This window comes from Stenotrophomonas sp. Steno-Z2 (assembly GCF_056393235.1).
This window is the reverse complement of sequence record NZ_JBWJOY010000001.1, coordinates 998,143-1,016,680: the sequence shown is the minus strand read 5'-3', so window position 1 is coordinate 1,016,680 and position 18,538 is coordinate 998,143. Positions and strand designations below refer to the sequence as shown.

The following is an 18,538-nucleotide window of genomic DNA, read 5'->3' as shown; positions in this document are numbered from 1 at the left end:
GCACATGGCCAACCTGTTCCGCCGCCTGATCGCCCCCGCCGCGCCCAGCATCCAGCGCGACACCGTGCGGCTGCGCCTGGACGATGCCGAGATCGACGTGCTGCGCGTGCGCGACCCGCGCGCGCGCCGGCTCAAGCTCAGCGTCGACGAACGCGGCGCGCGGCTGACCATGCCGCTGCGCGCCAGCCTGGTGTCCGGCGAGCGCTTCCTGCAGGCCAACCGGCAATGGCTGCAGCAGCAGCTGGCGCGTTTCGATGGCGACGGCCTGCTGGCCCCGGCGCTGGCGTTGCGCGAGCCCGGCGTGCTGCCGCTGCGCGGGGCGCTGCTGCCGGTGCGCTGGCAGGAGGGCCGTTTCACCCGCATCGAGGTGGATGCCGAAGGCGCCTGCATCCAGCTGCCGGCGCGGGCCGGCGAGGCGTCACTGCGCCGCGTGCTGCGCGAGTTCTACGAAGCGCAGATGCGCGCGGACACCGGGCGCTGGCTGCCGGCCTACCTGGCGGGGCTGCCGCGCGCGCCGGCACGGCTGCGCTTGAAGGTGATGTCCTCGCAATGGGGCTCGCTGGCGCCGGACGGGTCGATGGCGCTGGACCTGGCGCTGGCGCTGGCGCGGCCCGCGGCGTTCGAGTATGTGCTGGTCCATGAGCTGTGCCATCTGCTGCAGGCCAACCATTCGCCGGCCTTCTGGGCCGACGTGGAGGCGCGTTTCCCGCACTGGCGGCAGGAGCGCGACTACCTGCGCGAGGAAGGGCGCCGGCTCAAGGCGACCCTGCGGCAACTGCTCGCCAACCCGTAGGAGCGGCTTCAGCCGCGATGAAGCCTTCCCGGGAAAGCCCCTATCGCGGCTGAAGCCGCTCCTGCACACAAGAGTGGCATCGGCGTGGGTGCTTGCCTTGTGCTGCACGGAGAGGGCGGAAGTCGCGGACCACGGCCGCTATCGCGTCGGGCTGGTCCACGTACAGGGCATGGCGCGGCAGCGCCGCGCGCTCGCGGGGATGGCCGGCGGTTCAAGGCGGCCGCGGCAGCTCTTCCGCAAACGGCAGGAGCGGCTTCAGCCGCGATGAAGTCTTCCCAGAAAAGCCCCATCGCGGATGAAGCCGCTCCTGCAAAAGAGTGGCATCGCGCCGATACCTGCCCGGTGCTAAAGGCCGCGGATGAAGTCGCGGACCACCGCCGCCACCGCTTCGGGCTGGTCCATGTGCAGGTGATGATGGCCGGGCAGGGTGTGCAGGCGGCCCCGCGCCAGCAACGCCGCGCGCTGACTGCGTTCCGGCTCCGGAAAATACGCCTGCGCCGGCGTGGCATAGATCACCTGCGCCGGGCACTGGATGGCGGCCAGCACGTCGCGCACCTGGTCCTCGGTCATGCGCACCGCCGTGGGCAGCATCAGTCGCGGATCGCTGCGCCAGCTCCAGCCGCCCTCGACCGGGCGCACGCCGCGTTCGACCAGCAGCCGCGCCGAATCCTCGCCCAGCTGGTTGGCCAGCATGCGCGCGCGTACCGGCGCGGCCAGGTCGGCGAACACGCGCAGCTGCTTGTCGCTGAACGCGGCCAGCGCCGCCAGGTGCGCGCGCAACCGGGCCACGGTTTCCCCGGCCGGGGCGGCGAGCCCGCCCAGTGCCTCGATGGCGACCAGCGCCTGCGCCCGCTGCGGTGCCACGGCCGCCACCAGGCTGGCGATGGCCGCGCCCATCGAGTGGCCCAGCAGCACGCAGCGCTCCCAGCCCAGCGCATCCATGATCGCCAGCACCTGCACGATCGCCTGCGGCGTGGTGTAGGCCGCGTCGGCGGGCAGGGGGGCGCTCAGGCCGTGGCCGGGCAGGTCGACCAGCGCCCAGTCCAGCTCCGGCAACCGGGCCGCCAGCGGGACGAAGCTGGCCGCGTTGTCGAGCCAGCCGTGCAGGGCCAGCACCGGCAGTCCACTGCTGCTGCCGGTGCGCAGCCCGGCGACGCGCAGGCCGCCGGCGTCCAGTTCGAACGGCGTGGTCATGCGGTCTGCGCGGTCGCCAGCGCGGCCAGCGCGCGGGCGTGGGCGGGCGCGTCGTTCAGGCAGGGGATGTAGCGCAGGCGGGCGCCGCGCTCGGCGACGGTGGCGGTGAAGCCCATCGCCACCTCTTCCAGCGTTTCCAGGCAGTCGGTGGCGAAGCCGGGGCAGACCACGTCGAGGGTCTTCGCCCCGCCTTCGGCCAGCGCCCACAGCGTCGGCTCGGCGTAGGGCTGCAGCCAGCGCTCGCGGCCGAAGCGCGACTGGTAGGCCAGCTGCCAGTCGCCGTCGCCCAGTTCCAGCGCCGCGGCGATCGCCCTTGCGCTGGCTTCGCAACGCTGCGGATAGGGATCGCCGGCATCGGCCAGCCGCTGCGGGATGCCGTGGAAGGAGAACACCAGCCGGTCGCCGCGGCCGTGCTGCTGCCAGTAATCGCGGATCGAACCGGCCACCGCCGCCGCCCACCGCGGGTCGTCGGCGTAGTCGCGGACCAGGCGCACGTCCACGTCGCGGTGGCGTGCCTGCCACTGCCGCACCAGGTCCTCGACCGAGGCGGTGGTGGTGGTCGAATACTGCGGGTACAGCGGCAGCACCACGATGCGCGTATTGCCCGCGGCGGCCAGCGCGTCCAGCGCCGGCAGCAGCGCCGGCTGGCCGTAGCGCATGGCCTCGCGCACCTGCCAGTGCGGCAGCTCGCGGGCGATGTTGGCGGCCAGGCGGCGGGTGTATACCGCCAGCGGCGAGCCTTCCGGCAGCCAGACCTGCGCGTACTTGTGCGCCGAGCGTCCGCCGCGCAGCGGCAGGATCAGGCCGTACAGCAGCGGCTTCCACAGCAGCGGCGGGATCGAGACCACGCGCGGGTCGCCGAGGAACTCGGCCAGGTAGCGACGTACCGCCGGGGCGGTGGGTGTCTCGGGCGTGCCTAGGTTTACCGCGAGCAGAGCGGTGGTGGGTGCGTCGGACATGCGTGCATTGTGGCTGAAGTGCGGGAACGAGTGGGGAGGAGCGCGAGGTGGGTTGAACAAAGGGGAGCTGGAAACGGGAGAGGCGACGGCGAAGCCCAGAGCCATGGCTGCCATCTCCGGCAAAAGCGGGGTCGTCATCCCCGCGCAGGCGGGGATCGCCCCTGCTTTTTCCCACGCCCTGCTCTCGTCACTCATTCCCGAAGAGCACGATCTCCGCCTGCGCGGGGATCGCGGCCCAGGGCGCGGCTTTCGCCGTTGCCTCCGCCACGCTTCCGTTCCCCGGTCCTCCGGGCTCGTTCCTCGCCCGTTCATCGCCCCGCTTCCAATCTCGGCACCTTGTCGTATCTTTCCGTGCATCGACCTGTGGAGTCCGCCATGCGCCGCCTGCCGTTCATCGCCCTGCTGCTGTCCGCCAGCCTGTTGTCCTCCAATGCCGTGGCCGGGCCGCAGGAGGACCAGCGCGCCCGCAATGCCGTGCGCGTGCTCGGCGAAATCCAGGAGATTCCCGAGCAGGCCATCCCCGACAAGCTGCTCGACGAGGGCCGCGCGATCATCGTCATTCCCGACACGATCAAGGCCGGCCTGGTGCTCGGCGGCCGCCGCGGCCACGGCCTGATGTCGGTCAAGACGGCCGATGGCAGCTGGTCCAACCCGGTGTTCGTCAAGCTCACCGGCGGCAGCATCGGCTTCCAGGCCGGCGTGCAGTCCTCCGACGTGATCCTGGTGTTCCGCAACGACCGCAGCCTGGACAACATCGTCAACGGCAAGTTCACCCTGGGCGCCGATGCCGGCGTGGCCGCCGGCCCGGTCGGGCGCAGCGCCGCCGCCGCCACCGACGGCCAGCTCAAGGCCGAGATCTGGTCGTGGTCGCGCGCGCGCGGCCTGTTCGCCGGCGTGGCGCTGGATGGCGCGGTGCTGTCCATCGACGATGCCGCCAACCTCGATGCCTACGGCCAGGGCACCACGCCGCGCATGATCCTTGAGGGCCGCCTGAATGCGGCGCCGTCCAGCGACGTGGTCGCCTTCCGCGACCGCCTGGAGGAATCCACCTACGCCGCGCGCGAGAAGCGCGGCACCCAGGGCGCCGCCGCAGCGGTGGCCTCGTCGGCGCCGCGCGCGCAGCCGGTCACCGTGCCCGGCACTCCGCAGCAGGGCGTGGAGGCCACCACCCAGCCGCTGCAGCCGGCCACCGCCGAGCCCGCGCCGCAGCAGGGTTTCCAGCCGGTATCCGAAGGCGAAATCCGCACCGAGTCGCTGGACGGCGGCAACTGACCTTCGGCAGGGGCGTCCGGCGGGGCCGGGTGCGTTATGCTCACCGGCCTCCACACCGAATAACGCGAGCGGATCATGGGCAGTTTCAGCATCTGGCATTGGTTGATCGTGCTGGTCATCGTCGTGCTGGTGTTCGGCACCAAGCGGCTGACGAGCGGCGCCAAGGATCTGGGCAGCGCGGTCAAGGAATTCAAGAAGGGCATGCGCGAGGACGACGCGCCGCCGGCACGCCTGAACGACGAGTCGCGCGAGCGCGAATCCAGCCGCGACACGCAGGCCGAGCGCGACCGCGAGACGCGCTGAACCGAAGGTTCCAGGCGTGTTCGATATCGGCTTCGGCGAACTGCTGCTGATCGCGGTGGTGGCGCTGGTGGTACTGGGCCCGGAGCGGTTGCCCAAGGCGGCGCGCTTCGCCGGGCTGTGGGTGCGCCGTGCCCGCAATCAGTGGGATTCGGTCAGGCAGGAGCTCGAGCGCGAGCTGCAGGCCGAAGAACTGCAGCGCAACCTGCGCAATGTGCGCCAGTCGGTACAGCAGGCCGGACGCGACCTGCAGGAAGGCGCCACCGGGCTGCAGGGTGACGTCGATGCGCTGCGCCGCGAGGTCGATGCGCCCGCCGGGCCCGTGCAGGCGGTGGCCGAAGCCGAAGCGGCGGCGGACGCCCTGCCGGCACCGGCCGCCGGCGCGGACCCGGCACCGGAAGCGGCGCCGCCGGAACCGCAGGAGCGCGCGCCATGAGCGACTTCACCGAAAGCCCGCTGATCGAGCACCTGATCGAACTGCGCGCGCGCCTGGTGCGCGGCCTGCTGGGGCTGGGCGTGGTGCTGCTGGCGCTGCTGCCGTTCGCGCGCACGCTCTACAACCACCTGGCCACGCCCCTGGTCTCGCAGCTGCCCGCGGGGCAGTCGATGATCGCGACCAATCCGGCCGGGGCGTTCTTCGCGCCGCTCAAGCTGACCTTCTTCACCGCCGTGTTCATCGCCGTGCCCTGGCTGCTTTACCAGGCCTGGGCGTTCGTGGCGCCGGGCCTGTACGCGCGCGAGAAGCGCCTGGCCGTGCCGCTGCTCGCCTCGGCCGTGGCGCTGTTCTACATCGGCTGCGCGTTCGCCTATTTCCTGGTGCTGCCGGCGGTGTTCCACTTCCTGACCACCTTCCGCCCGGAGGTGATCGCCATCACCCCGGACGCCAATGCCTACCTGGATTTCGTGCTGGCGATCTTCTTCGCCTTCGGCGCCAGCTTCGAGCTGCCGGTGGCGATGGTGATCCTGGTGCTGCTGGGCTGGGTGACGCCGCAACAGCTGCGCGAGGGCCGCGGCTACGCGATCGTCGGCATCTTCGTGCTGGCGGCGGTGCTGACCCCGCCGGACGTGGTTTCGCAGCTGATGCTGGCCATCCCGATGTGCGTGCTCTACGAGCTGGGCATCCACGCCGCGCGCTGGCTGCAGCCGCGCGACCGTGAAAGAGACGTCACGTCCTGAGCCGCATCATGGACGGGGTTCGCCGGCAGGTCCGGTTGCCGTTGATGATTGAAATCCAAAGCGCCACCCGGGGCGGTGGCCAGGTCGTACCGGGGGGAGCCGCGTGAGCGACAGGAAGGAACGCTGGATCAACAATGTGCCCTTGCTGGGCAAGATGCTGGCGGCATTCGGGCTGGTGTTCCTGTGTTTCCTGGCCACCAGCGTGGTCAGCTACCGCACCTCCGGGCAGGACGATGCCGCGCGCCGGCGCGAGGGCCGGCAGATCGAGGTGATCCGCCACGTCGAGGAGGCCATCCAGGCGGTGCGCCAGCAGCAGCTGGCGATCCGCGACTACCTGCTCGGCGAAGGCGAACAGGCCCTGCAGACCCTGCGCGCGCAGCGCGCGCACCGCGACCAGGCGCTGGCCGCTGCGCTGAAGGTAGGCAACGACATCCAGAGCGAGCGCATCCGCCGCGCCTCGGTGCAGGCCGCCAACTGGGATGCGCAGGTACAGGCCGGGCTGGCGCCGGATGCGGCGCCGCAGGACGGCGCCGGCACCCTGGCAGCCGCGCGGCAGCAGTTCCACCGGGTCAGCACCGGCCAGGGCGATGCGCTGGCGGCCACCCTGGCCGAGATCTACACAACCGAGGTCAACACCCTGCTCGAAGAGCGCGGCGCGATGAGCGAATGGATCGCCCGCGCGCATGCCATCTCGCTGGTGCTGCTGGTGGTCGGGTTGCTGATCATCGTCGGCACGCTGTGGATGCTTTCGCGCCTGGTGGTGTCGCCCATCAACCGCCTCACCGCCAGGATGACGCGGCTGGCCGACGGCGACCTCGACGTGGACATCAACGGCCTGCAGCGCGGCGACGAGATCGGCGCGATCGCCCGCGCGCTGGAGGTCTTCCGACGCAATTCGCTGGCCTCGCGCGACGCCAACTGGGTCAAGCTCAGCGTCGGCGAGGTCGGTGCCGCGCTGCAGCCGGCGCAGAACCCCGGCGATTACGCGCAGGCGCTGGTGTCGGAGATCGCCCCGCGCATCGGCGCCGGCATCGGCGTGCTGTTCCTGTGGGACGAGGATGCCGCCGAGCTGCGCCTGCAGGGCAGCTATGGCTTCCAGCGACGCAAGCACCTGGGCCTGCGCTACGCCCTGGGCGAAGGCCTGATCGGCCAGGCGGCGCTGGAGCGCAAGCGCATCGGCGTGCAGCAGGTGCCGGACGAGTTCTTCGGCATCCACTCGGCGCTGGGCGAGGCGCAGCCGCGGCACCTGGTCGCGGTGCCGCTGCTGCTCAAGGGGCGCCTGCTGGGCGTGTTCGAGTTCGGCACGTTCCAGCATTTCACCCCGACCCAGGAAGCCTTCATCGACGCCGTCCTGCCGACCGTGGCGCTGGGCTTGGACAACATCCGGCGTGCCGAGGAAACCCAGCTGCTGCTGGAGCGCACCCGCGCCCAGGCCGAGGAACTGCAGCGCTCGCAGGTGGCGCTGCAGGCACAGGAAGAAGAACTGCGCGCCACCAACGAGGAACTGCAGGGCAAGACGGTGGAACTGGAGGAGCAGGCGCAGCGCCTGTCCGCCTCGGAAGAGGAACTGCGCGTGCAGGCCGAGGAACTGCAGGCCTCCAACGAGGAACTGCGGCAGAAGACCGAAGTGCTCAACGAGCAGAAGGACGTGCTGCAGGTGCTGCAGCGCGAGACCGAATTCAAGGCGCAGGAACTGGCGCGCGCCAGCCAGTACAAGACCGATTTCCTGGCCAACATGTCGCACGAGCTGCGCACGCCGCTCAACAGCCTGCTGATCCTGTCCAAGGAACTGGCCGAGAACGAGAGCGGCCATCTCGACGCCGAGGAAGTGGAAGCGGCGGCGGTGATCCACGATTCCGGTTCCAACCTGCTGCGCCTGATCAACGACATCCTCGACCTGTCCAAGATCGAGGCCGGAAAGATGGACGTGCACCGCGAGGAGGTGCGCGTGGACGCCATCGCCCGCGAAGTGACGCGCCATTTCCGCCACATGGCGGTGGAGAGCCGGCTCGAGTTCGCCATCGACGTCGACCCGCAGGTGCCCGAAGCGCTGGTGACCGACCGTTCCAAGCTGCAGCAGATCCTCAACAACCTGCTCGGCAATGCCTTCAAGTTCACCCGCGAAGGCAAGGTCACCCTGCGCCTGTCCCTGGCCGACGAGGCGCTGCTGGCGCGCGTCGGCGCGCCTGCCGGCCGCGCGCACGTGGCGCTGGCGGTGCTGGACACCGGCATCGGCATTCCCGCCGAACGCCTGGACTCCATCTTCGAGGCGTTTGAACAGGTCGATTCCAGCACCAGCCGCCACTACGGCGGCAGCGGCCTGGGCCTGGCCATCGCGCGCCGCCTGGCGCAACTGCTGGACGGCCACCTGGTGGTGGACAGCGAGCCGGGCAAGGGCAGCATGTTCGCGCTGGTGCTGCCGCTGCTGCCGCTGCCGGCAAGCGGTGGCGGCCCGGCCGCGCCGCAGGTGGAACGCCCGCTGCAGGCGCCGCCGCCGGCACGCACGGTCACCGCGCCGCTGATCGACTGGATACCCGACGACCGCCACGCCATCGCCGCCGGCGACACGGTCATCCTCACCATCGAGGACGACCCGGCGTTCGCGCGCATCCTGGTCGACCTGATCCGCCGCAAGGGCCACCGCGCGCTGGCCGCGGCCGACGGTGAGAGCGGCCTGGAACTGGCGCGCCGCTACCGTCCCACCGGCATCCTGCTCGACGTGATGCTGCCGGGCATGGATGGCTGGTCGGTGATGCAGCATCTCAAGCACGACCCGGTGACCGCGGCGATCCCGGTGCACTTCATCTCGGCGGTGGACGAGGCCGCCAAGGGCGTGGCGCTGGGTGCGGTCGGCTACCTGACCAAGCCGGTGGACCGCAAGGCGCTGATCGCCGCGTTCGACCACCTGCTGGAAGTCGCCGGCAAGATCGTGCGCAAGCTGCTGCTGGTCGACGACGACGACGATTCGCGCCTGGCCCTGACCCGGCTGCTGCAGGCCGACAACGTCGAGATCGACCAGGTCGCCTCCGGCGAGGAAGCGCTGCAGCGCATCGCCACCCACAGCTACGACTGCATCGTGCTCGACCTGAACCTGGGGGGCATTTCCGGCATCGAGTTCCTCGAGCGCGCGGTCAACCTGGTGGCGGTGCCGCCGGTGGTGATCTATTCGGCGCAGGAGCTCAGCCGCGAGGAAAGCCTGAAGCTGCGCCAGTACACCGACAGCATCGTGATCAAGGGCAAGCGCTCGCCCGAGCGCCTGCTCGACGAGGTCAGCCTGTTCCTGCACAGCATCGGTTCGCGCGGCGCCCACGCCACGCCGTCTGACGACACCCAGCTGGGCGGGCGCAAGCTGCTGCTGGTCGACGACGACATGCGCAACCTGTTCGCGCTGTCCAAGTCGCTGCGCGCGCGCGGCATGAACGTGGTCCTGGCCCAGGACGGCTACAAGGCGCTGCAGCAGCTGCAGGAGAACGGCGACATCGAGCTGGTGCTGATGGACATCATGATGCCCGGCATGGACGGCTACGAAACCACCCGCGAGATCCGCCGCCAGCCGCAGTGGGCGGAACTGCCGATCATCGCGGTGACCGCCAAGGCCATGCACGGCGACCGCGATAAATGCCTGGAAGCCGGCGCCAACGATTACCTGACCAAGCCGGTGGACCTGGACAAGCTGTTGTCGATGATCCGCGTATGGCTGCAGAAATAGGGCCCGGCGCCGGCCGCGAGGACATCGACGACATCGAGGTGGACGCCTTCGTCCAGGCGATGGCGCGGCGCCACGGCTACGATTTCAGCGGCTACGCGCCCTCCTCGCTGAAGCGGCGCGTGCTGCAGCTGGTGCAGGCCATGGGCGTGGCGCACGTCGGCGAGCTGACCGCGCGCGTGCTGCGCGACGATGCGATGGTGCCGCAGGTGATCGCGCGGCTGTCGGTGCCGGTGTCGGAGATGTTCCGCAACCCGGCGGTGTTCCGCAAGCTGCGCGACGAAGTGTTCCCGGTGCTGGCGTCCTACCCGCACATCAACATCTGGCAGGCCGGCTGCGCGCACGGGCAGGAGGTGTACTCGCTGGCGATCCTGCTCAAGGAAGCCGGCCTGTACGAGCGCTGCCAGATCTACGCCACCGACTTCAGCGACGAGGCGCTGGCGCGCGCGCAGGAAGGCATCTTCCCGATCCGCGAGGCGCGCCTGTATTCGGAAAACTACCTGGCCGCCGGCGGCCGCCACACGCTGTCGGACTACTACCACGCCCGCTACGACTTCATGAAGCTCGACGAGCGGCTGAAGGAACGGGTGACCTTCGCCAACCACAACCTGGTCTGCGACGGGGTGTTCTGCGAAGCGCAGCTGATCCTGTGCCGCAACGTGCTGATCTATTTCTCCGACGCGCTGCAGGACCGCGTGCTCGGGCTGTTCCGCGACAGCCTGTCGCGCGGCGGTTTCCTGTGCCTGGGCAACCGCGAATCGATCCGCTTCGCGCCGAGCGCGCGCGGCTTCGTGCCGCTGGACGCCGAGCTGCGCCTTTACCGCAACACCGGGGCGGTGCCGTGAGCGCCCAGCCGCCACCGCTGGCGGTCGTGGTCGGCTGCTCGGCCGGCGGCCTGGCGGCGCTGCACCTGCTGCTCGGCGGGCTGTCGCAGCCGCTGCCGGTGCCGATGGTGCTGGTCTGCCACAGCGGCTCGGAGGACATGCGGCTGTTCTGCGAACTGCTGGCCTCGCGCAGCGGCCTGCCGGTGCGCGAGGCCGAGGAACGGCAGCTGGCGCAGCCGGGGCAGGTGTACGTGGCGCCGTCCGGCTACCACCTGCTGGTCGAGCACGACGGCCGCTTCGCGCTCAGCGTCGATCCGCGCGTGGCGTTCTCGCGGCCCTCGATCGATGTATTGTTCGAGTCGGCGGCCGAAGCCTGGCGCGAGCGCCTGCTCGCGGTGCTGCTCACCGGCGCCAACGCCGACGGCGCGCACGGCTGCCGGCGGGTACGCGGACTGGGCGGCCGCGTGATCGTGGAAGATCCGCGGACCGCGCACGTCGGCACCATGCCCGCGGCCGCGCTCGAACTGGCCGGCGCCGACCATTGCCTGCCGCTGGCCGGCATTCCTCCCTTGCTGGAAACCCTATGCTCATGACCAAGCCGGTTGCCCCGCAGCGCCCGAAGATCCTGGCGGTCGACGACAACCCCGCCAACCTGCTGGTGATCCGCCGCGTGCTGGCCAGGCTCGACGTCGAGGTGGTCGAGGCCGCCTCGGGCAACGACGCGCTCAAGGCCACGCTGGACTCCGAGTTCGCGCTGGTCCTGCTGGACGTGTACATGCCCGACATCAACGGCTTCGAGGTGGCGGAGATCCTGTCGCAGGAGGAAAGCACGCGGCAGACGCCGATCATCTTCGTCACCGCCACCTACGCCGACGACGTGCACCGGCTCAAGGGCTACGGCTTCGGCGCGGTGGACTACATGGCCAAGCCGCTGGACGCGACCATCCTGCTGTCCAAGGTGCAGGTGTTCCTGGAGCTGTACCGGCACCGGGTCGCGCTGCGCGACGCGCTGCGCGAGCTGTCCGAGCGCAACCGCCAGCTGGAGCTGGAGGTCGAGCAGCGCCGGCAGATGGAGCAGGAAATGCGCCACCTGGCCATGCACGACATGCTCACCGGCCTGCCCAACCGCGCGCTGTTCATGGACCGCCTGGAGAGCGCGCACCATCGCGCGGTCCGCAACGGCGGCATGTTCGCCCTGGTCTACGTCGACGTGGACGGGTTCAAGGGCGTGAACGATACCTGGGGCCACGCCGCGGGCGACGCCCTGCTGGTGGAACTGGCGCGCCGGCTGCGCGGCTCGCTGCGCGAGAACGACACCGTCGCGCGGCTGGGCGGCGACGAGTTCGCGCTGGTGCTGGAGGACCTGGAGGACGTGGACGCGGCGCGGCGCCGGCTGGAGGACGTGCGGCTCTGCCTGCAGGTGCCGATGACCCACCTCGGCGACGGCGGCGAGGTGACCCTGGCCATCGCCGCCAGCATCGGCCTGGCGACCTACCCGGCCGACGGCGCGGAAGTGGGGGCGCTGCTGCACGCCGCCGACCAGGCGATGTACCTGGTCAAGCGCGCCCGCGATCGCTGAAGGCGCGCCGACCGCGAGCCGGTCAGGCTTCCAGCACGTGGCCGGCGGCCGGCGGCGGCGCCGCCCCGGCCGGGCCGAGCATCTGCTTCCAGGCCGCGTACACCGCGCCGGCGAACACCGGCATCAGCACCGCCATCAGCAGCAGCTGCGCCACCGCCATGGCCACGGTCTGGCCGGTGACCAGGCCGACGATCACCGCCAGGATCATCACCGCGAAATAGATCGCGAAGATGGCGATGAAGGCCAGCACGAAGAACACCAGCATCGCCGGCAGGTTGCGCAGGCTCGAGCGCAGGCTGCGGCGCAGCGCGTGCCAGCCGCCGATGCGCTGGAACATCACCTGCGGCGGCATCACGAACAGCGCCAGGGTGAGCGCGGCGAAGGCGGCCAGCATCAGCAGCAGCCACAGCAGGATGCGCCCGGCCGGCAGCGTCGCCACCAGCGCTTCGATCTGCGCCGGGTCCGGCTGCACGCCGGACTGGCTCAGTTCGTTGATCCGCAGCATCACCTCCGACAGCCGCTGCAGGCCGTCGGTGCCGACCAGCACCAGCAGCAGCGTGCCCAGCAGCAGTGCGGCCACCAGTTGCGGCAGCAGCGCCACCAGCAGGTGCGGCGCGCGGCCTTCGCGCACGCCTTCGAGCAGGTGCGAGGGGCGCGCCTGGCGGTTCTGGTCGACCTCGCGCACGGCCCACAGCAGGCCGCCCATGAACAGCGGCCCGGCCAGCAGCAGCAACAGCTGCACCAGCGTGCCCAGCGCCGGCACCAGCAGGGACAGCGACAGCACCAGCGAGGTGCCTACGCCCCACAGGATGCCCAGCGAACCCAGCGCCAGCGGCGCGCGCCTGAGCAGGCCGAAACCGGCCAGCAGCCATTCCGCGCCGGCGGAGGCCGGCACCTTGCGAATATCGCCCATTGCAGTTCCGAGAAGGGGGAGCGCCGGCACCGCGCCGGCGTGGGCCGATTATCGCCCGAACCCGGGTTACGGGCGAGTCGCGCCGCGGCAACCTGCATTCCGGCGTCGGGCGCGCTCGACCCCGTTCCGCCGGCGCTACACCGCGCGGGCGTGGCGCACGAAGCGGCGCAGCAGCTGGCGCGCCTGCGGCGCGGCGCTGACCTGGCGCGACACGGTGCGCGCGCAGCCGCCGTGGCGGGCGATGCAGTCGGCGCGGGCGCGCACGTAGCCGCGCATGTGGTGGGTAGCGAACTCGGGGTGGAACTGCAGGCCCCAGGCGTGGTCGCCCCAGCGGAAGGCATGGCAGCCGTCCTGCGCCGAACGCGCCAGCACGGTGGCGCCGTCGGGCGCGCGCAGCACGGTCTGCAGGTGGGTGGCCTGCGCCGGGAAGCTGGCCGGCAGGCCGGCGAACAGCGGGTCGGCGGCGGCGGCCGGGTCCAGCTCCAGGCGGATGGTGCCGGACTCGCGCCCGGCCGGGTTGTAGTCCACCTGCCCGCCCAGCGCATGCGCCAGCAGCTGGTGGCCGTAGCAGATGCCCAGCAGCGGCATGCCGCCGTGCGCGGCCTCGCGCAGCCAGTCGGCGCTGCGTTCGCTCCACTCGGCGCGGTCGGTGACGAAGGCGGCCGAGCCGGTGACGATGGTGGCGGCGAAGCCGTGGCGTCCGGGCAGGCGCTCGCCGTGTTCGACGTTGACCACCACGGTCTCGGCCGCCTCCAGCCCCGCGGCGACGCGGATCCAGTGCGGGAAGCGGCCGTAGCGGCGCAGGGTCGGGAACGGCTGCCCGGTTTCGATGATGAGGAACGGCGGGGACTTCATTCCGCTGGGGGCAGGACCGACAGGACTTCCTCGATTGTAGTCAGCCCCTGCGCCACCTTTTCAAGCCCGGTGCGGCGCAGGGTGCGCAGTCCGTCAGCGCGCGCGGCGCGGCTGAAACCGGCCAGGTCCATGTCCGCGCGGATCAGCGAACGCAGCCGCGGGCCCAGCGGCAGCAGCTCGTACAGGCCGATCCGGCCCAGGTAGCCGGTGCGCCGGCACTCCAGGCAGCCGACCGGCGCACAGGCGTGGATGGCATCAGGTAATGCCTCATCGCCATCACGCAGCGGCGCCCAGTCGGCCTCGTCGAGCACGTCGGCGCGCTTGCAGTGCGGGCACAGGGTGCGCACCAGGCGCTGCGCCAGCACGCCGTTGACGGTGGGGGCGATCAGGTAGTGCGGCACGCCCAGGTCGAGCAGGCGGGTGATGGCCGACGGCGCGTCGTTGGTGTGCAGGGTGGACAGCACCAGGTGGCCGGTCAGCGAGGCCTGCACCGCCATCTGCGCGGTCTCCAGGTCGCGGATCTCGCCGATCATGATGATGTCCGGGTCCTGGCGCAGCAGGGTGCGCACGCCGCTGGCGAAGTCCAGGTCGATGTTGGCCTGCACCTGCATCTGGTTGAACTCCGGCGCGATCATCTCGATCGGGTCCTCCACCGTGCACACGTTCACGTCCGGCGTGGCCAGCCGCTTGAGCGTGGAATACAGGGTGGTGGTCTTGCCCGAACCGGTCGGGCCGGTGACCAGCACGATGCCGTGCGGGCGCGCGACCAGCTCGTTCCAGCCGGCCGCCTCCTCCGGGCTGAAGCCCAGCTGCTCGATGCTCTTGAACGCCGCGTCCGGGTCGAAGATGCGCATCACGCACTTCTCGCCGAAGGCGGTGGGCATGGTGGACAGGCGCATTTCCACCTCGCGGCCGCCCGGCGAGCGGGTCTTGATGCGGCCGTCCTGCGGGCGCCGGCGCTCGGCCAGGTCCATGCGCCCGAGCACCTTGATGCGGCTGACCACGGCGGTCATCACCGCCGGCGGCAGCTCGAACACCTTGTGCAGCACGCCATCGATGCGGAACCGCACCCGGCCCATGTCGCGGCGCGGCTCCAGGTGGATGTCGCTGGCGCGCTGCTCGTAGGCGTACTGCAGCAGCCAGTCGACGATGCTGACCACGTGGTGGTCGTCGGCGTTGACGTCGCCGGCGCGGCCCAGCTCCACCAGCTGCTCGAAGCTGGGCAGGCTGCTGCCGTCGCCGCGCGCGTCGCCGCGGGCGTTGCGCACCGAGCGGGTGACGCCGAAGAACTCCATCGAATAGCGGTGCAGGTCCAGCGGGTTGACCAGCACGATCTCCACCCGGCGCCGGCTCAGGTGCTGCAGGTCGGGTATCCAGTCGCGCGCCATCGGCTCGCTGGTGGCCACCAGCGCCCGCTCGCCCTCCACCGCCAGCGGCAGGATGCGGTGGCGCCGCGCGTAGGCGTGCGAGACCACCGCGGTGGCGTTGGCCACGTCCACCCGGGTCGGATCGATGCGCAGGTAGCGGACCCCGGTGCGCGCGGCCAGCCATTCGGTCAGCCGCTCCAGCCCGAGCTCGCCGGAGGCCGGCGGCGCCGCGGCCAGCTTGAGGTTGGCCAGCAGCACCAGCGGGTGCACCTCGCTGGCGTTGCGCGCGCCCTGCGCCGAAAAACGGATGCGCTCCTGGTCGTGCGCGGCCACCAGGCCGTCGCCGAGCAGGGCCGCGGCGATGTTGGAAAACTGCAGCCGGCCGGGGGCGATGGCCACCGGCGAGGGCGGGGTCGGGGCGCTCTGCGCGGCCTGCTGTTCCACCTGAAACTCCCTTGCTGGCGCGGCCGCCGCGCGGTCGCTCGCTATACTAGCGCACCCACCCGTACGGCCCAGGCAGCATGTCCGCGACTCCCACCGTTCCCATCACTTTCCAGGGCCTGATCCAGACCCTCAACGATTACTGGGCGAAGCAGGGCTGCGTGCTGATCCAGCCGCTGGACCTGGAAGTGGGCGCCGGCACCTTCCACCCGGCCACCTTCCTGCGCTCGATCGGCCCGGAAAGCTGGAACGCGGCCTACGTGCAGCCCAGCCGCCGTCCCACCGACGGCCGCTACGGCGAGAACCCCAACCGCCTGCAGCGCTACTACCAGTACCAGGTGGCGATGAAGCCGAGCCCGGACAACATCCAGCAGCTGTACCTGGATTCGCTCAAGGCGGTGGGCATCGACCCGCTGGTGCACGACCTGCGCTTCGTCGAGGACAACTGGGAATCGCCGACCCTCGGAGCCTGGGGCCTGGGCTGGGAGGTCTGGCTCAACGGCATGGAGGTCACCCAGTTCACCTACTTCCAGCAGGCCGGCGGCCTGGAATGCAGGCCGGTGCTGGGCGAGATCACCTACGGCCTGGAGCGGCTGTGCATGTACCTGCAGAACTGCGACAACGTCTACGACCTGGTGTGGACCTACGGCCCGGACGGCCGGCCGGTCACCTATGGCGACGTCTACCACCAGAACGAGGTGGAGCAGAGCACCTACAATTTCGAGCATGCCGACGTGGCCGAAATGTTCCACCGTTTCGATGCCTGCGAGCAGGAAGCGCAGAAGCTGGTCGAGGCCGGCCTGCCGCTGCCGGCCTATGAGCAGGTGTGCAAGGCCAGCCATTCGTTCAACCTGCTGGACGCGCGCCGCGCCATCTCGGTGACCGAGCGCCAGCGCTACATCCTGCGCGTGCGCGCGCTGGCCCAGGCGGTGGCCAAACTGTACGAGGCCAAGCGCCTGGAAGCGGTGGCAGCGAAGGAGGTGCAGGCATGAGCATGCAGCCGCTGCTGATCGAACTGGGCGTGGAGGAGCTGCCGGTCAAGGCGCTGCCGGGCCTGGCGCAGGCCTTCTTCGACGGCGTGATCGACGGGCTGGCCCGGCGCGGCATCGCCTTCGAGCGCGGCGACGCCAAGCCGCTGTCCACCCCGCGCCGCCTGGCCGTGCTGCTGCCGGGCGTGGAAACCGAACAGCCCGAGCAGCACTCGGAAGTATTCGGCCCGTACCTCAACATCGCGCTGGACGCCAACGGCGAGCCGACCAAGGCGCTGCAGGGTTTCGCCGCCAAGGCCGGCATCGACTGGACCGCGCTGGAGCGCACCACCGACGCCAAGGGCGAGCGCTTCGTGCTGCGTTCGGTGACGCCGGGCGCGAAGACCGCCACGCTGCTGCCGGAGATCCTGCGCGAGGCCATCGCCGCGATGCCGATCCCCAAGCCGATGCGCTGGGGCGCGCACGAGTACGCCTTCGCCCGGCCGGTGCACTGGCTGGTGCTGCTGCACGGCAACGACGTGGTCGACGCCGAGCTGCTCGGCTTGAAGTCCGACCGCTTCAGCCGCGGCCACCGCTTCATGGCCGACAGGCAGGTGTGGCTGAGCACGCCGGCCGATTACGTCGAGTCGCTGAAGGCCGCGCACGTGCTGGTCGATGCCGACGCGCGCCGCGAGCGCATCGTGCACGAGGTCAACGCCGCCGCCGCGCAGGCCGGCGGCGTGGCGCGCATCACCGACGACAACCTGGAACAGGTGGTCAACCTGGTCGAATGGCCGTCGGCGGTGCTGTGCGGTTTCGAGCGCGAGTTCCTGGCGGTACCGCAGGAAGCGCTGATCGAGACGATGGAGATCAACCAGAAGTTCTTCCCGGTGCTCGACGCCGGCGGCAGGCTGACCGAGAAGTTCATCGGCATCGCCAACATCGAGTCGAAGGACGTGGCCGAAGTGGCCAAGGGCTACGAGCGCGTGATCCGCCCGCGTTTCAGTGATGCCAAGTTCTTCTTCGACGAGGACCTCAAGCAGGGCCTGGTGGCGATGGGCGACGGGCTGAAGACCGTCACCTACCAGGCCAGGCTGGGCACGGTGGCCGACAAGGTGCAGCGCGTATCGGCGCTGGCCCAGCACATCGCCGCGCAGGTGGGCGTGGACGTGACGCAGGCGCGCCGCGCCGCCGAGCTGGCCAAGAACGACCTGCAGTCGCGCATGGTGGGCGAGTTCCCGGAACTGCAGGGCATCGCCGGCCGCCATTACGCGCTGGCCGGCGGCGAGTCGCCGGCGGTGGCGCTGGCCATCGACGAGGCCTACCAGCCGCGCTTCGCGGCCGACGACATCGCCCTGTCGCCGCTGGGCAAGGTGCTGGCCATCGCCGAGCGCCTGGACACGCTGGCCGGTGGCTTCGCCGCGGGCCTGAAGCCGACCGGCAACAAGGACCCGTTCGCGCTGCGCCGCAATGCGCTGGGCCTGGCGCGCACGATCATCGAGTCGGGCTTCGATCTGGATTTGAAGATCCTAATTTACGAAGCCTATTCACGTGTCAATGAAGATATCGCTGCCACAGCTGCTGCCCGCAAGACAGAGGCTGCGATGGATGCAGCATTGAAGGGCGCAAAGGTGGAGGTCTCGCAAGAGAGCACCTCTGAGTTCACCAATAAAGAGCTTGCTGAGATATTTGATTTCGTCATCGACCGCCTGAGGGGCTATTACAGCGACAAGGGCGTGCCCGCCACGCACTTCAACGCCGTGGCCGAACTGAGGCCGGCCTCGCTGTACGACTTCGACCGCCGCATCGACGCCATCGGCACCTTCGCCCAGCTGCCCGAGGCCGAGGCGCTGGCCGCGGCCAACAAGCGCATCCGCAACATCCTGCGCAAGGCCCAGGGCGACATTCCCGGCACCCTCGATCCGTCGCTGCTGCGCGAGCCGGCCGAGAGCGAACTGGCCGAAGCGGTGGCCGCGGCCATCGACGACACCGGCGCCGCGCTGGCGCACAAGGACTATGTCAGCGTGCTCGGCCGCCTGGCGCGGCTGCGCCCGCAGGTCGACGCGTTCTTCGATGGGGTCATGGTCAACGCCGAAGACCCGGCCCTGCGCGGCAACCGCCTGGCGCTGCTGCGTACCCTGGGCGAGCGCCTGGGCAGCGTGGCCGCCATCGAGCACCTGTCCGGCTGAGG

Annotated in this window: 16 protein-coding genes; 11 read left to right on the top strand and 5 right to left on the bottom strand. The window is 70.6% G+C overall.

Translation table 11 applies throughout. The features are described 5' to 3' along the window. Window positions 1-4: 4 nt before the first annotated feature. The gene (locus AC06FP_RS04420) at window positions 5-793 is read left to right on the top strand and encodes a M48 family metallopeptidase (RefSeq protein WP_478074638.1); all 789 of its coding nucleotides are present in this window, start codon (window positions 5-7) and stop codon (window positions 791-793) included. Between the two features lie 345 nt (window positions 794-1,138). Here AC06FP_RS04420 and AC06FP_RS04415 read toward each other — a convergent pair whose 3' ends face one another. Beyond that, window positions 1,139-1,987, bottom strand: coding sequence for an alpha/beta fold hydrolase (locus AC06FP_RS04415; RefSeq protein WP_478074637.1), 849 nt, complete (start codon window positions 1,985-1,987; stop codon window positions 1,139-1,141). After that, window positions 1,984-2,946 carry a ferrochelatase gene (gene hemH, locus AC06FP_RS04410; protein ID WP_478074636.1) on the bottom strand — a complete coding sequence of 321 codons (963 nt, stop codon included), beginning with the start codon at window positions 2,944-2,946 and terminating at the stop codon, window positions 1,984-1,986. Before hemH ends, AC06FP_RS04415 begins: the two co-directional genes overlap by 4 nt. A 375-nt stretch (window positions 2,947-3,321) precedes the next feature. On the opposite strand from hemH, the gene AC06FP_RS04405 reads away from it, so the two are divergent. The 8 genes from AC06FP_RS04405 (at window position 3,322) to AC06FP_RS04370 (ending at window position 11,803) form a co-directional block, all read left to right on the top strand. After that, on the top strand, window positions 3,322-4,218 hold the full coding sequence (locus AC06FP_RS04405; protein ID WP_478074635.1) for a lipid-binding SYLF domain-containing protein: 897 nt from the start codon (window positions 3,322-3,324) through the stop codon (window positions 4,216-4,218). Between the two features lie 75 nt (window positions 4,219-4,293). Continuing rightward, window positions 4,294-4,521: a Sec-independent protein translocase subunit TatA gene (tatA, locus tag AC06FP_RS04400; protein WP_456117547.1), complete on the top strand. Its 228-nt coding sequence runs from the start codon at window positions 4,294-4,296 to the stop codon at window positions 4,519-4,521. Window positions 4,522-4,537: 16 nt separating this feature from the next. Next, the gene (gene tatB / locus AC06FP_RS04395; protein ID WP_478074634.1) at window positions 4,538-4,954 is read left to right on the top strand and encodes a Sec-independent protein translocase protein TatB; all 417 of its coding nucleotides are present in this window, start codon (window positions 4,538-4,540) and stop codon (window positions 4,952-4,954) included. After that, window positions 4,951-5,694, top strand: a complete 744-nt coding sequence (tatC, locus tag AC06FP_RS04390) for a twin-arginine translocase subunit TatC (RefSeq protein ID WP_456117545.1) — start codon at window positions 4,951-4,953, stop codon at window positions 5,692-5,694. The genes tatB and tatC overlap by 4 nt, the downstream gene beginning before the upstream one ends. Window positions 5,695-5,797: 103 nt before the next feature. After that, entirely contained in the window at window positions 5,798-9,403 is a 3,606-nt protein-coding gene (locus tag AC06FP_RS04385; protein ID WP_478074633.1) for a hybrid sensor histidine kinase/response regulator, read from the top strand. After that, complete coding sequence (locus AC06FP_RS04380) at window positions 9,388-10,245, top strand: CheR family methyltransferase (protein WP_478074632.1); 858 nt, start codon at window positions 9,388-9,390, stop codon at window positions 10,243-10,245. The genes AC06FP_RS04385 and AC06FP_RS04380 overlap by 16 nt, the downstream gene beginning before the upstream one ends. Continuing rightward, the gene (locus tag AC06FP_RS04375; protein WP_456117542.1) at window positions 10,242-10,817 is read left to right on the top strand and encodes a chemotaxis protein CheB; all 576 of its coding nucleotides are present in this window, start codon (window positions 10,242-10,244) and stop codon (window positions 10,815-10,817) included. Before AC06FP_RS04380 ends, AC06FP_RS04375 begins: the two co-directional genes overlap by 4 nt. Then, the gene (locus AC06FP_RS04370; protein ID WP_456117541.1) at window positions 10,814-11,803 is read left to right on the top strand and encodes a diguanylate cyclase domain-containing protein; all 990 of its coding nucleotides are present in this window, start codon (window positions 10,814-10,816) and stop codon (window positions 11,801-11,803) included. The genes AC06FP_RS04375 and AC06FP_RS04370 overlap by 4 nt, the downstream gene beginning before the upstream one ends. 22 nt (window positions 11,804-11,825) lie before the next feature. On the opposite strand, the gene AC06FP_RS04365 is transcribed toward AC06FP_RS04370, so the two are convergent. From AC06FP_RS04365 to AC06FP_RS04355, 3 genes are all read right to left on the bottom strand, one after another. Further along, window positions 11,826-12,716: a BPSS1780 family membrane protein gene (locus AC06FP_RS04365; protein WP_478074631.1), complete on the bottom strand. Its 891-nt coding sequence runs from the start codon at window positions 12,714-12,716 to the stop codon at window positions 11,826-11,828. Window positions 12,717-12,851: 135 nt separating this feature from the next. Continuing rightward, entirely contained in the window at window positions 12,852-13,571 is a 720-nt protein-coding gene (locus tag AC06FP_RS04360) for a glutamine amidotransferase (protein ID WP_456117539.1), read from the bottom strand. Continuing rightward, window positions 13,568-15,337, bottom strand: coding sequence for a GspE/PulE family protein (locus AC06FP_RS04355; protein ID WP_478074753.1), 1,770 nt, complete (start codon window positions 15,335-15,337; stop codon window positions 13,568-13,570). The genes AC06FP_RS04360 and AC06FP_RS04355 overlap by 4 nt, the downstream gene beginning before the upstream one ends. Window positions 15,338-15,459: 122 nt before the next feature. Here AC06FP_RS04355 and glyQ point away from each other — a divergent pair, with 122 nt between their 5' ends. Both glyQ and glyS read left to right on the top strand, forming a co-directional pair. Beyond that, the gene (gene glyQ / locus AC06FP_RS04350; protein WP_478074630.1) at window positions 15,460-16,371 is read left to right on the top strand and encodes a glycine--tRNA ligase subunit alpha; all 912 of its coding nucleotides are present in this window, start codon (window positions 15,460-15,462) and stop codon (window positions 16,369-16,371) included. Continuing rightward, a complete protein-coding gene (glyS, locus tag AC06FP_RS04345) occupies window positions 16,368-18,536 on the top strand; it encodes a glycine--tRNA ligase subunit beta (protein WP_478074629.1) in 2,169 nt (722 codons plus the stop codon). The genes glyQ and glyS overlap by 4 nt, the downstream gene beginning before the upstream one ends. Window positions 18,537-18,538 lie beyond the last annotated feature (2 nt).